The sequence below is a fragment of the Ensifer sp. BR816 genome (genome assembly GCF_000378985.1).
Lineage (GTDB): Bacteria > Pseudomonadota > Alphaproteobacteria > Rhizobiales > Rhizobiaceae > Sinorhizobium.
In genome coordinates this window covers 255748-268341 of sequence record NZ_KB905370.1, presented here as the reverse complement: position 1 = coordinate 268341, position 12594 = coordinate 255748, and the positions used below count along the sequence as shown (strand labels likewise).

General features: G+C 61.2%; 17 protein-coding genes. 9 read left to right on the top strand and 8 right to left on the bottom strand.

All coding sequences use genetic code 11. The annotated features are described in order from the left end of the window. Positions 1-61 precede the first annotated feature (61 nt). The gene (locus RHIBR816_RS0101320; protein ID WP_034815889.1) at positions 62-361 is read right to left on the bottom strand and encodes a hypothetical protein; all 300 of its coding nucleotides are present in this window, start codon (positions 359-361) and stop codon (positions 62-64) included. 7 nt (positions 362-368) lie between these two features. After that, entirely contained in the window at positions 369-1166 is a 798-nt protein-coding gene (locus RHIBR816_RS0101315; RefSeq protein WP_018234730.1) for a thioredoxin family protein, read from the bottom strand. 91 nt (positions 1167-1257) lie between these two features. On the opposite strand from RHIBR816_RS0101315, the gene RHIBR816_RS0101310 reads away from it, so the two are divergent. The 3 genes from RHIBR816_RS0101310 (at position 1258) to RHIBR816_RS0101300 (ending at position 4413) form a co-directional block, all read left to right on the top strand. Further along, positions 1258-2475: a hypothetical protein gene (locus tag RHIBR816_RS0101310; protein WP_018234729.1), complete on the top strand. Its 1218-nt coding sequence runs from the start codon at positions 1258-1260 to the stop codon at positions 2473-2475. Positions 2476-2506: 31 nt separating this feature from the next. After that, positions 2507-3139 (top strand): PQQ-binding-like beta-propeller repeat protein, encoded by a 633-nt coding sequence (locus RHIBR816_RS0101305; RefSeq protein WP_018234728.1) that lies wholly within the window; start codon positions 2507-2509, stop codon positions 3137-3139. A 266-nt stretch (positions 3140-3405) separates the two neighbouring features. Continuing rightward, a complete protein-coding gene (locus tag RHIBR816_RS0101300) occupies positions 3406-4413 on the top strand; it encodes a hypothetical protein (protein ID WP_018234727.1) in 1008 nt (335 codons plus the stop codon). Between the two features lie 600 nt (positions 4414-5013). Here the strand turns inward: RHIBR816_RS0101300 and RHIBR816_RS0101295 are convergent. Beyond that, the gene (locus tag RHIBR816_RS0101295) at positions 5014-5829 is read right to left on the bottom strand and encodes an SH3 domain-containing protein (RefSeq protein ID WP_026186529.1); all 816 of its coding nucleotides are present in this window, start codon (positions 5827-5829) and stop codon (positions 5014-5016) included. A 387-nt stretch (positions 5830-6216) separates the two neighbouring features. On the opposite strand from RHIBR816_RS0101295, the gene RHIBR816_RS37875 reads away from it, so the two are divergent. Together RHIBR816_RS37875 and RHIBR816_RS33590 are read left to right on the top strand one after the other, a co-directional pair. Then, on the top strand, positions 6217-6390 hold the full coding sequence (locus RHIBR816_RS37875) for a hypothetical protein (RefSeq protein WP_018234725.1): 174 nt from the start codon (positions 6217-6219) through the stop codon (positions 6388-6390). Positions 6391-6458: 68 nt separating this feature from the next. After that, complete coding sequence (locus RHIBR816_RS33590) at positions 6459-6881, top strand: NUDIX hydrolase (protein ID WP_371259037.1); 423 nt, start codon at positions 6459-6461, stop codon at positions 6879-6881. 541 nt (positions 6882-7422) lie between these two features. Here RHIBR816_RS33590 and RHIBR816_RS35520 read toward each other — a convergent pair. Continuing rightward, on the bottom strand, positions 7423-7593 hold the full coding sequence (locus tag RHIBR816_RS35520) for a hypothetical protein (protein WP_018234724.1): 171 nt from the start codon (positions 7591-7593) through the stop codon (positions 7423-7425). 171 nt (positions 7594-7764) lie between these two features. On the opposite strand from RHIBR816_RS35520, the gene RHIBR816_RS33585 reads away from it, so the two are divergent. Next, a complete protein-coding gene (locus RHIBR816_RS33585; RefSeq protein ID WP_018234723.1) occupies positions 7765-8115 on the top strand; it encodes a hypothetical protein in 351 nt (116 codons plus the stop codon). A gap of 141 nt (positions 8116-8256) precedes the next feature. On the opposite strand, the gene RHIBR816_RS0101270 is transcribed toward RHIBR816_RS33585, so the two are convergent. Beyond that, a complete protein-coding gene (locus tag RHIBR816_RS0101270) occupies positions 8257-8673 on the bottom strand; it encodes a DUF4440 domain-containing protein (protein ID WP_018234722.1) in 417 nt (138 codons plus the stop codon). Positions 8674-8784: 111 nt separating this feature from the next. Between RHIBR816_RS0101270 and RHIBR816_RS35515 the strand changes: the two genes are divergently transcribed. The 3 genes from RHIBR816_RS35515 (at position 8785) to RHIBR816_RS37870 (ending at position 10308) form a co-directional block, all read left to right on the top strand. Next, positions 8785-9126, top strand: a complete 342-nt coding sequence (locus RHIBR816_RS35515) for a LysR substrate-binding domain-containing protein (protein WP_084810974.1) — start codon at positions 8785-8787, stop codon at positions 9124-9126. 125 nt (positions 9127-9251) lie between these two features. Further along, positions 9252-9683 (top strand): CHRD domain-containing protein, encoded by a 432-nt coding sequence (locus RHIBR816_RS0101260; protein ID WP_026186528.1) that lies wholly within the window; start codon positions 9252-9254, stop codon positions 9681-9683. Positions 9684-9945: 262 nt separating this feature from the next. After that, positions 9946-10308, top strand: a complete 363-nt coding sequence (locus RHIBR816_RS37870; RefSeq protein WP_018234719.1) for a hypothetical protein — start codon at positions 9946-9948, stop codon at positions 10306-10308. A 113-nt stretch (positions 10309-10421) separates the two neighbouring features. On the opposite strand, the gene RHIBR816_RS0101250 is transcribed toward RHIBR816_RS37870, so the two are convergent. Genes RHIBR816_RS0101250 through RHIBR816_RS0101240 form a run of 3 tightly spaced genes read right to left on the bottom strand, consistent with a single transcriptional unit; the run spans position 10422 to position 12594 of the window. Beyond that, a complete protein-coding gene (locus RHIBR816_RS0101250) occupies positions 10422-10706 on the bottom strand; it encodes a copper-binding protein (RefSeq protein WP_018234718.1) in 285 nt (94 codons plus the stop codon). Positions 10707-10725: 19 nt separating this feature from the next. Beyond that, on the bottom strand, positions 10726-11205 hold the full coding sequence (locus RHIBR816_RS0101245; protein WP_026186527.1) for a plastocyanin/azurin family copper-binding protein: 480 nt from the start codon (positions 11203-11205) through the stop codon (positions 10726-10728). A gap of 39 nt (positions 11206-11244) precedes the next feature. Then, positions 11245-12594, bottom strand: coding sequence for a multicopper oxidase family protein (locus tag RHIBR816_RS0101240; protein ID WP_018234716.1), 1350 nt, complete (start codon positions 12592-12594; stop codon positions 11245-11247).

Below are 12594 nucleotides of genomic sequence, written 5' to 3'. Positions count from 1 at the left end.
GCGGCCCTTCACCAGTTGTCTTCATGAGTCGCCGGCAGCTCTTTTCGAGAAGGTCGGCGCATCAAGTCCGGTGCGGGGAACTTCGCCGGCCGGCGACAAGCCTCAGCCAGGGCGCCGCATGGAAGGCGCTCATCAGCGCGTACATCGGCGCCATGCCGGTTATGGCCGACGCATCGCCGGCCGATGCGCAGAGCATGTCCGGCGGGCCGCCGAGCACGCCGGCAAGCACCGCCATGACGGCGAAGGTCGGCGCCGCCGCGAAGGACAGCCAGTCGGCTGCGCCGAGGGCGACCGCCTCGCCGCCGCCGGATCCGCGACAAGCGGGCGGCCTCCTTTTCGAGCTGTCTGAGCGGCGCAGCATCGCAGCCTCAGCCCCGGCCATATTCGTCGTTTCGGCGCCACCAGACGCCGGTCTCGTTGCGCCCCAGCGGCGCCCGGTCGAGCCATTGATACATGCCCCAGAGGCCGTCGAGGCCGCGCGCATAGCTGGAATAGGTGTGGTAGACGACGTCTTTGTCGAGCACGAAGGCGCTGAGGCCGGGCCGGTCGCGCGTATAGGTGGCAACGTCGGTGCCGGTCGTGGCCGCGATCTGCGCCACCGGCCCCTCGCTGCCGCGCAGCTGCCACTCCTGTACGGTCTTGCCGGCGAGCGGTTCGGGCGCGGGCGGCTCGCGGCGATAGTTGTATTCTATCCGGCCCTCGCGCTGTTCTTCTGCCGTGAACCAGACGCTGAAATCGCGGTTGAAGTCGCCGTCGTTCGAAGACGCCCAGGGAAAGCTCCAGCCCATCCGTTGCTTGTAGGCCGCAAGCTTGGCGAGCGGCGCACGCGAGATGGCCGAGAAGGCGACATCGTGGTTTTGCAGGTGGACGACGAAGCCGTTGAAGCCATCCGCGATCGCCGAGCAGGACGGGCACCCGGCCGTGTAATCGGGGCCGAACATGAAGTGGTAGACGAGAAGCTGTGAGCGCCCTTGGAAAAGGTCCTTGAGCGAGGCATTGCCCGCTTCGGTCTCGAACCGGTAGTCCTTGTCGATCCTGACCCACGGCAGCGCCTGGCGCTGCCGCGCCAGCTCATCGCTCCGTCGCGTCAGTTCCTTCTCCGCCTGAAGCAGTTCGAGCCGCGCTGCCAGCCATTCGCCGCGTGTCCCGGTTGCGTGTTCCGTCATCGCCTGTCTCCTTCTTTCGGCTTGGTGAGTCAGCGGATAGACTACCGCCGCAGGTCGAAGCGGTGGGAGTTACAAGTGTGACGGGATTTCGATGGATTCGATGATCACCGCTGCGGCGCTGGCGCTGGCGACCGGCGATCCGCTCGGCGCCCTGAAGCGGGTGGCGCTGCGCGACGACGCGCCGGCGCTGGCACTCAGAGGCATCGCCATGGCGCAGCTCGGCGATCTCGGCCGGGCAAAGACCCTGCTCAAGGGTGCGGCGCGCGCCTTCGGTCCGAAAGAGGCGATGGCCCGGGCACGATGCGTAGTCGCCGAGGCCGAGATCGCCCTCGTCTCGCGCGAACTCTCCTTTCCCGCCAAGGCGCTCGAGGCCGCGCGGGCGACGCTCGAAAAGCACGGCGACTGGGTAAACGCCGCGCATGCGCGCAATCTCGAAGTGCGACGCCTGCTGCTGGTCGGCCGGCTCGACGAGGCCGAGCGCTCGCTCGCCGACATCGACCCCGCGCCGCTTCCGCCCGCCGCGAGGGCCGCCTACGAGCTGGCGGTTGCGGGGATTGCCATTCGCCGCCTGCGAACGACCGCGGCGCGGGCGGCGCTTGCCAGGGCCGAGTCTGCGGCGCATCAAGCCAATATTCCAGCGCTGACGGCGGAGGTCGAAAACGCCTCCCTTGTTCTGGACACGCCCGCGGCGCGCCTGATCGCGCGCGGCGAGGCGCGCCCGCTGCTGCTCGATGAGGTCGAAGCGCTGCTGGCCTCGCAAGCGCTCGTCGTCGACGCCTGCCGCCATGCCGTCCGCGGTGCAGGCACTGTCGTGTCGCTGGCGTCGCGACCGGTCCTGTTCGCACTCGCCCGCGCGCTCGCCGAAGCCTGGCCGGGAGACGTGCCGAGGAGCGCGCTCGTCGCCCGCGCCTTCCGGGCGAAGCATGCCGATGAATCGCATCGCGCCCGGTTGCGCGTCGAGATCGGCCGGCTTCGAGCGGAGCTTGGGAGCCTGGCGGAGGTGAGGGCGACGAAGCGCGGCTTTGCGCTGGCGCCGCCGGCAGACGAGGTCGCCGTGCTGGCGCCGCCCGTCGAAGGGCAGCATGCGGCGGTCCTTGCGCTTCTTTCCGACGGCGAGGCATGGTCGAGCTCGGCGCTGGCGATTGCGCTCGGCGCCAGCGCTCGCACGGTGCAGCGGGCGCTGGAAACGCTTGGCGCCGCAGGCAAGGCGCAGTCCTACGGCCGCGGCCGGGCGCGCCGCTGGATGAGCCCGCCGGTGCCGGCATTCCCGACAATCTTGTTACTCCCCGGTCCGCTGCCGGGCGTTTAGCATCGGCATCACCAACAACGAGGATGAGAAGATGAAACGATCCCAGGCCGAAATTCTCCGCGAATACGGACCCTTTGCGGGCATCGACAATGTGCATGGCGTCACTTTCGATGGCCGGGACGTCTGGTTTGCGTCGGGCGACAAGGTCAACGCTCTCGATCCGGAGAGCGGGACGGTGCTGCGCTCGATTGATGTCGCGGCGCATGCCGGAACGGCCTTCGACGGCCAACACCTGTTTCAGATCGCCGAGGATCGCATCCAGAAGATCGACCCGAAGACCGGCCGGGTTCTCCACACGATCCCGGCGCCGGGCGAAGGCGGCGACTCGGGGCTCACCTGGGCCGAAGGAACACTCTGGGTCGGGCAACACCGCGGCCGCAAGATCCACCAGATCGACCCCGAAACCGGCAAGATCCTGCGCACCATCGAGTCCAACCGCGTCGTCACCGGCGTCACCTGGATCGACGGCGAGCTCTGGCACGGCACCTGGGAGGACGACGAGAGCGACGTGCGGCGCATCGATCCCGAAACGGGCAAGGTGCTGGAGACGCTCGAAATGCCGCCCGGAACGGGCGTGTCAGGGCTGGAATCCGACGGCAGCGGGCGGTTCTTCTGCGGGGGAGGACGGAGTGGGAAGGTGAGGGCGGTAAGGAGGCCGCGGTGAGGGGTGTTGGTTCGAGATGGCCAAGAGTACCCTGCGCCATCGGCTGCAATAGCTGCTGAGGCGCGAGCCTTGGCTTCCGTGCCCTTTGACTTGAATATCGCAATAGCTACAACTACGGTTTGTGCGTCTAACTACCGAACGGGGTTGCGCCGACAAGTCACACCGCCGGCGTCGCATGTGAGGCTGATGGGCCGGTTCTTGCTTGGTTGCGTAGCTTACTACGTCTCTACAGTAATTTGTTTTGATAAGCAGGAAGCCCGCCGACAATGACCAAAAAGAAAGAGATTGACAGGCTTAGAGAGTCTGCGGGGCGCATCAAGGTAGGCGATGGCTCAGACGGCGCTATCACGGGAATGATGACGATCTCCAATAGGCTCTACATCATTAAGGAGAAAGCCATTTACGTCATCGCCATGGCAGACGAGATCGATCCGAAACGAACGCGCGCGGATATACCTAATATGCAGCAAATTGTGGTGGACGCCGGTTCCGGCTCAGAAATCGTCCGCCGGATTCTTTTAACCGCACGAGAACTATTCAGAAAGGATCGCCTTCTAGAGCCGATTGACTGGAATGCGGTGCTGATAGCCGCTCTTGAATTACTAAGAGATGTGCTCGCTGCGCAGGAGATTGCGGAAGAATACGCAGCCAATAAACGTGCAGCCGAGGCAAAGGTGACGCCTCCCGAAGATAGAGCCTTTAGGTTACCTGCAGTTCCCGGGATTGAGGCTCGAATGAAGAGCTTCATTCAGAAGGCGGATCACGCATGCCAAACGATTTTCAATATGTGTGCCTTGTTCTACTCTGAGGCCGAAATGCGAAGCGCCGGTAAGTGGCTCGACGGCTTCGCGAATGTGATAAAGGCGCGACACGCGGCAAACGCTCAATTCATAAAATTTTCCACGGCATTAGCAGAATTTGGCAAGTTGATCCGCAACACGCGTCATTGCATCGAGCATCCGAAGACGACTCAACGAATAGAATTGCGTGACTACCAGCTAACTGCGGATCGTCGTCTGGAAGAGCCAACTATCCAAGTTATTCACGATGCTACGCCCATCGATAAGATCGCGCTCGAACAATTTATGTCGGTGATCGTGGGACAATTGCTCGACGGCATAGAAACCCTCATGGCGTATCTGGCGGCTATGCACATGAAGCCGTTCGGCAAAATCCCGACAATGGTTGGAGAGATACCGGGAGGCCAGCGCAAGGACGGCGTAAGGTTTGGTTATTTGGTAAATATTGGAGGTGAATGGCACAAGCTTACGTAGATTTCCGCACGGCACGCGGCCGGTACGGAAACGGCAGGTGAGCGCTTGCTGGCGGTCGCCAAGCAAGCCGCAATCCTACCGGGGGCGCGGCGGTAGGATAGGCCAAAAAAAGCCTACCATAGGCCTACCGAGCGGTTCTCGGTCGGATGGGCAAAATCGGAAAAAGCTAAGAAAACCGAGTGGCTGGGGATTCTCACATGATTTCAATGACTTACTGAAATCGCCTTTGAATGCCCTAGATTTTTCCCTCGCGAGCGACCGTGGATGCCACCTTTGTGCCTTGGCTTTGGGCCTCAGTCAACACGTGCTTGGAGCGGCAATTATTTCCGCTTCCGGGGCGAAGCATGCCCTCGTCGGCGGGTCAGCAACAGCAGAGATGGGCGGGTAGCGGTCGTCCGCGGCCTTCAGCACGAATGTCCGTAGTGCGGACGGAGCGGACAACAGGGCTAGCCCGGCTTTCTCGCCATTATTGCAACCCAAGGGCCTTGGAGTGTAGCCGCCGCCAGCGCCTCGACCCCAATCTGGAAACAACCTTCTCCAATCGGATCATTGGGTTCGCCAAATCAGCATCCGGCGGCATCTAGGCCGCCCTGGGCTGCCTTAGTTGCGGCAACCCGGTTCGCCGGGTTGGCAGACACGTCGCTGCGGCCTGCGGCGGTCATTGTCACCACCGCTGCGATTACGATTGTCGTCGCCGCGGCGGATGACGCGATTGTCGTCATCGCCTCGACGTTCATAGTCCCGGCGGTTGCGATCGCCACCGCTGCCCAGATCACGGTTAAAGTCGGGCTGCCTGTCGACATTGGGCCTTCGGCTGGGCGCGCGATCGAGTTCCGGAAGGCGATCCGGACGATCGTCAAAGTCCCGGCGTCTTTCAGGGGAACGGCTAAGATCGGGCCTGCGCTCCAATCGCCGCTCGAATTCCGGGGCCGGAGCTGGGCTCGGCTCGAACTCGCGTCGACGGCTGGGCGGCCGGTAGGGTTCCGCACTGCGATCCGGCCTGCGATGGAAATCCGGCCCGCGGCGCCAGCGATCGCGGTCGCGATAAAAGTCATAGTCGCGGTAGTGACGATCCCAATAACTGCTGAAGCTGAAGACAACGACCGGAATACCGAGCGTGCGATAATATTGAGGACCGACATACACGCGTCGCTGTTGATAAAGTGCCTGGATATATCGGCCGTGCACCCAGCCGCGGCCATCGTAGAATTCCACGTCGCACCAGGGCACGTCTGCAAGACAGCCGTAGATCTCGATGGATTCGCCGGCCGGAATTACGGTGACCGCCGGATATGCTGTACTTGGGCCGGCGCGCATGTTGACGTTCGCCGTCGCGAAGCCTTCTGCCGCCTGCGCAATCGCCGGAGCAAGCAATAGCATACCGGCCGCGGCAATTTTCAAGAGGGTGCGTTTCATGTTTTCACCTCGCCAGGAGGCAGGCGTCATGCCACATCCGGAATTTGATTTACTTCGGCTTTTTCCGGTTCCGGGGCATAGTCGGAGCGCCTGCCAGCTTCTGTTAGGCGGCCGCCATCGCGCCTTGTCTTTCAATGGTTTATAGCGCGTTTTGCATGAACACAGCGTGAACGGAAAGTTCGGGCTCCGGGCACTTGGAGCCGCTAGCCTCGCTTGTCAGGCCGCCGGCAGCTCTCCGCCGGTTCTATTCGCGCAAGGTTTCAGCAGTTGCCGCGATGGCCGTATGCTATGCGGTTCGCCAAAATGTCAGACCAACAGGTGCGCTCGGCGGTACGTCCGCCTAAGAGCATTAGCGACTGCTAAATCTATCTGTGGTACACTTCCGACATGCGCGACTTGCTGCTCTATTTCGTTGTGGTGAGTTGCCTCGTGGCGGTAGATTGGATCACCACCGAGGGGAAGTACAGCCGCGCGGTATGGCAAGCAGCGAGCGAGCAAGCTGGCTCCTTCCGGTATCAGGTCGAGTACTTTGTCGATGGCATCGTCAAGCTTTCGGGCTGACCCACTTCTTCAAAGGGGCTGCCCGTGACGGTTTGCCTCGCTCGTCTGGTGCGCTAAATCTCGTCGAGATGACAAAGAAAGAAAAACAGCACGCGACAGACGACTCTACCCTGCGACGACAGGTTGCCGCCCTGCCGTTTCGCGTCTCCGAGCTTGGTTCCATCGAAATTCTCCTGATCACCTCACGCGATACCGGCCGGTTCATCATACCGAAGGGATGGCGGAAGAAGGGCCAGAAGCAATGGGACGCCGCCGCGAGGGAAGCCTTTGAGGAGGCTGGTGTTGTCGGGAAAGTCGAAAGCAAGCCGGCGGGCAGCTACACGTATTGGAAGCGCGGCGACGGCGATTTCGAACGGCTTCAAGTGCTTGTCTATCCGCTCGAGGTAAAAAGGCACCAGGTAAGCTGGCCCGAGAAGGGTGAACGGAAAATGACTTGGTTAACTGCAGAGATGCAGCGCTCCTCGTCGACGAGCCGGCGCTTGCTTCTTTGATCAGGAACTTTGCGACTATGGTCTGATGCACTGGAACTACGTGGGGTTTTGGAGCATAATTGTCGTTGCTCCCGCGTTTGCCATGAGGTGTCTTCAAAGGAGCAAAGAGTACTGTAAGCTGACTCGGCGCCCGTCTTATCGGCGGGCGCGTTTTAATTTTGGTAAGCGGCTTGTGGGATCACTCGGCAACAAAAAAGGCCGGGCAACCCCGACCTTCCTGCAGCCATTGCCAGTACATCCGTGGTCAATGGCGAGATGAGACCTGTATAATGGTCGATCGTGTCGATTGCGTGACACACGCTTCAGTCTGCTCGGTTCGAGCGTGTCAGAGGCAGATATCGCACAAAGGAATTTCTGGGTTCGTCGCCTCCCACCATCGCATCGGTCTGCCGACAATGGAGACATCTCATCTCCGCGCGCACCAAGTTCCTCCAGTTCAGCACGACGCATCGCTGCCTTTTGGGCTTCCGCTTGCCGTTTAATGGCGTCGGCCCGGCGCTTTGGCTCGGGCCGCTCGCTCTTCGAAAGTAAAGCCGCTCACCTACACACTCCCCTCGGTGTCGCTCCCGTCGTCCAAGTCGTTGATGGGCAGGTAACCGTATCCCTGCAGCCACTCGCGAATGATGAGGCGGATCAATTCTTCCCGCGTCATCTGGAGCTCTTCGCAGGAGAGGGCTAGCGCCGTCTCCACGTCGTCATCGAAATTCATCATCCTTCGCGTCTCGCTTTGCGTTCAGCGTCGCACAGCGCTGGTGGCAGTCAAGGATTAGGGGCGCCGCCCAATGGAGCGACGCGTGCATTCGTTTCCCTTTGACGACTACACGGAGTAGATGTATTCACTAATCCGCGTACTACTTCCGTCTGAAAAGTAGGTATCAATCCGATGATGACCACGGTAACGGATTTCGTTTCCGAGCTATTCCGCGCTGCCAATGAGGTCCATCATCTCACCCCGTTGGCGGCCCGCCGGCTGCTGGAGCAGGCCGTGGCGGTAATCCGCGACATTCGGAAGGTAAAGGGCAAGGAGGCGAACAGCGCTGTCCAGGACGCCACTATCGCTCTGTTGAAGGTTGCCGTATCCGCTCCGGAGCGTTCGGAGCGCGAAATACGCAGCGCGCTGCTCGACGCCGCGGATATCATTCGGCTGCTGAACAGCGAGCGATGTGCCCAGCGCGATTCCGGGCGCGGCGTGAGGGCTGATCGCTGTTCGGATAAGCCTAACGATTTCGCGTGAAGGACCGGTGTCCAGGCGAACGCTAAGCCATTGATGCGGCTTATCCTGCAAAACCCATTGAAAATCGATGTATTTTGCGTTCACGCGGGACAACGCTCGCGAATAGTGAGAGGCAAAGCGGCGCCCATCAACTCGGGACGTCTAACCTTCTTCGACTCCAGTTATGGATTCGGCCGGGCGGGCAGAGGTAATCGGAGCGGCATGACGAAGGATGATTCTCCACGCACCCTGCTCCCGCCGGAAGATAGTGGTGACCCGAAGAGCAAGCGGCACCAGCTTGTCCCCGCCACCGACCTTGGAGCGAAACCGCTCGATCTCGATGATGTATCCCAAGGCCGCTGTCGCGTACTCGGAGATGCGCTCGAAACCGGTGGCCTCGCCGTCCCGATAATCGGTGGCAGCCCGTTCCATCGTCGCGGCCGCCATTTCCCAGCCCATCGCAGGCGGCCCGAACGGATTGGCGATGATGACGTCATCCCGTCGCGAGTAGAGTTCTTTCAAAGGTTCAGGGTTGCCCTTCACGAAGGCATCCAGAGCCTGGTGATCCTTATTAGGCATCGATCATATTGCACTTAGTCCGAGTGTCCGCAATGCGCGAGTGTGGGCATTTGCCGCGCGCCGTTGCATCGACAATCGCGATTAGCGCTTCGCCCGTCTATATTGGCGCACATGGTGACGGAGACGCCGCACGACCTCGCACGCCACTCCTGTCTCCACGTTACCAAACTAAAATGGGGCGGATCTGGCCGTTCAGCAGGAACGGTGAGGAGTTCCGCATTCCGATGCGCCCCGGCTGGAGCTCGTCACACTCTGGGTTTGCGCGATGCCGCCTTGCTCGGGCTCGGCATCGTCCTCCTGCCCGACTTTATCGTCGGGGAGGACATCCGGCAGGGCCGGCTCGTACGCCTGGGATATCCGCATGAGTTGCAGGTGGTCTATCCTGCCAATCGCCATATCGCGGTGAAGGTCCGGCGCTTCTTCTTATTCTTGGCCGAAAGGCTCCGGCCGTAAAAGAATGTTCAGCGCCATCTAAACGCTGCCGCGGCGGTCAGAGGCCGTTCTCGCCGGGAACTCAAGCCCGTTCTGAAGAGTTGATTGGCAGCCTGAAGTACAACTGCTTTTTGGGAGGATGCACGATGAGAACTGTGCCTAGAAATATTCTTCTAACTGGGCTCGCTATAGTTGCAATGACGGCCGCGAGCGCCGCATCGGCCGAGACCCTTAAATTCACGGCTGACCTGCGTGGATCGAGTGAAGTGCCTCCTAACGACAGCGCCGGAAAGGGGATGGCCGACATCAGCTTCGACACTGATAGCAAAAGGCTGAAGTGGACGGTAAGCTCCAGCGGCTTGTCTGGGGACGCTACGGCTGCACATTTTCATGGCCCGGCTGCACCAAGCGAAAATGCCGGACCAGTCGTCGATGTCTCGAAGGCCATAAGCTCCGGATCTGCCGAAATCTCCGACAAGCACTTGGCGGATTTGCAGGCCGGAAAGTGGTATCTCAACATCCACACGGAGAAGTTCCCTGACGGAGAGATCCGAGGACAGGTGGAAAAGGCACAATAGCAGCCTGTACATCTGAGGCTTATACGCGCGCGTCATGAACCAGGGTGGCCACCCCCTTGGTGGCCGCATTCACGGGTCACCGCGACATCGTCGAGGGAGCGCGACCTCGCGCCTACCACCAATTCGGCAGCGGGCCGTGGCTGGTTCCGAAATTGAACCTTTGCGCGCCAGGCAGCCGAAGGTCGGCTCTAAGCCCCAATCAAGTCCTCAACGACGGCCCCGTGGTATAGTTTGGACGCCGCATGAACCACGGGAGGGGTGAATGCGTACTGTTCTCTCTGCCGTTGCTGTCGAGACATTGCTGCTAACATCCGGGGCCGCGACCGAGCCCCTGGTCTTTCACAGGGCGCATTTTCCCGATCACACCGTTGTCAGCCTGAGTCTCGTCGGCAACCGAGCCGCGGCAAGCGTGGAGTACGACTTCGATGTGTTCATCTCGCTTCAAACGAGCGCCGAGGGAGAGGGGGTCTACAGCGATCCCGGCAAGCACAAGGCGTCGGTCCGATGCAGTTCCCCGGCGGCGGTCTCGGTGGGGGGTGTCGATTACCCGATCCCCACATCCGGTGTCGGACCCGACTGGAAGGATGATCTCTGGAGAGCCGTCTGCACACCGCCGGTATCGTAGCGCTCCCGCTGCATCACGCCGCGAGGCAAATGCAAGACATCGCTCGGGAGCCGCAGCCCAGCGAATGAACGGAACAGGACGCGGCCGGCTACGCCCGCGTCCTGTTGCAGCGATTATTTGACCTGTGTGACGGTTAGCTTGCCGTTGACGCGCTCGGCGACGAATTCGATGCTCGCGCCTTCCTTCAGCTTCTCCAGCATGGCGTCGTCCTGGACGCGGAACACCATCGTCATCGCGGGCATGTCGAGAGACTTCAGCTCTTCGTGGATCAGCGTCACCTTCTTCGCTTTGGCGTCGATCTTCTTGACGGTGGCCTTGGTGAACTCGGCGGCGAGAGCGCCGTAGGCGGTGCCAAAGGCGACGGTGGAGGCGAGGGCGAGCTTGACGAACGTTTTCATATGAGGCTCCTTTCGATGATTACTTCTTGGCAACCGTGATGTCGCCGTGCATGCCTGCGTCGTAGTGGCCGGGCACCAGGCAGGCGATCTTGAACGTGCCGTCATTGGTGAACTTCCAGATGATTTCGCCGGACTTTCCGGCCGCGAGACGGATGGCGTTTGGATCGTCATGTTCCATCTCCGGGAACTTCTCCATCACCGCCTTGTGCTCCATGATCTTGTCTTCCTGATCGAGCACGAACTCATGGTCGAGTTCGCCCGCGTTCTTGATTGCGAAGCGGACGGTCTGGCCCTTGCGGACCTTGAAGGTCGACGGCGTGAAGATCATCTTGCCGTCTTCCGTCTCCTTCATCGTGACCTGGATGGTCTGGGTGGCGTTGGCTTTCTTGCCGGGTTCGCCGACCGCCATGGCCTCGCCATGGCCGCCTGCGTGATTACCACCAGCGAGTGCCGGAGTGGCGAGCGCGGCTACGAGAAGTCCGAAGGTTGCAGCTTTCATCGTGTAGTCCTTTGGTTGGTTGAACATCGGCACGCGGCATCATCCGTGTTTCGAATGTTTCGGCGTGATCTGGGTCTTTGCGTCCTTGGCCTTGGTCCAATCGGGAAGCTCGCCCGTCCACTCCCAAGCCTGGGTTCCGGGCGGGTTTTCGTACCAGCCGGGGTCGGTATAATCGTCGGCCGACATGCCTTCGCGCACCTTGACGACCGAGAACATGCCGCCCATCTCGATGGGGCCGTGCGGCCCCCAGCCGGTCATCATCGGTATGGTGTTCTCGGGAATTTCCATTTCCATTTCGCCCATATCGGCCATGCCCTTGGTGCCCATCGGCATGTATTCCGGCTGGACCTTCTTGATCTTCTCTGTGACCTTCGACTTGTCGACGCCGATGAAGGTCGGGATATCGTGCCCCATGGCGTTCATCGTGTGGTGCGACTTGTGGCAATGGATCGCCCAGTCGCCGACATATTTGGCGTCGAACTCGTATGCCCGCATCGCCCCGACCGGGATGTCGATGCTGACCTCCGGCCAACGCGCCTCCGGCCGCACCCAGCCGCCGTCGGTGCAGGTGACCTCGAAGTCGTAGCCGTGCATGTGGATCGGGTGGTTGGTCATGGTGAGATTGCCGACCCGGACGCGGACCCGGTCGTTCTTGGAAACGACGAGCGGGCTAATGTCCGGAAATACGCGGCTGTTCCAGCACCACATATTGAAGTCGGTCATCTCCATGATCTTCGGGACATACGAACCGGGATCGATATCGTAGGCGTTGAGCAGGAAGACGAAGTCGCGGTCGACCGGCATGAACTTCGGGTCCTTCGGGTGGACGACGAAGAAGCCCATCATCCCCATCGCCATCTGCACCATCTCGTCGGAGTGCGGGTGGTACATGAAGGTGCCGGACTTCACGAGGTCGAATTCGTAGACGAAGGTCTTGCCGACGGGGATGTGCGGCTGCGTCAGTCCGCCGACGCCGTCCATGCCGGAGGGCAGAATCATGCCATGCCAGTGGATCGTCGTGTGCTCGGGCAGCTTGTTGGTGACGAAGATGCGCACCCGGTCGCCCTCGACCGCCTCGATAGTCGGTCCCGGCGACTGGCCGTTGTAGCCCCAGAGGTAGGCAATCATGCCTTCGGCCATCTCGCGCTCGACCGGCTCGGCGACGAGGTGGAACTCCTTGACGCCGATGTTCATGCGGTAGGGGAGCGTCCAGCCGTTAAGAGTGACGACGGGATTGTAGTCGGGGCCGGAGGTTGGACGGACCGGGGCTTGAGTCTCCGCCGTCTCCATAACGGCTGCCTCGGGAAGCCCCATGTTGGAGGTCTTCGCCCAAGCGGCGGTCGATACCAGTGCGGCGCTCGCGCCGAGCAATTGTCTTCTGTTGAACAT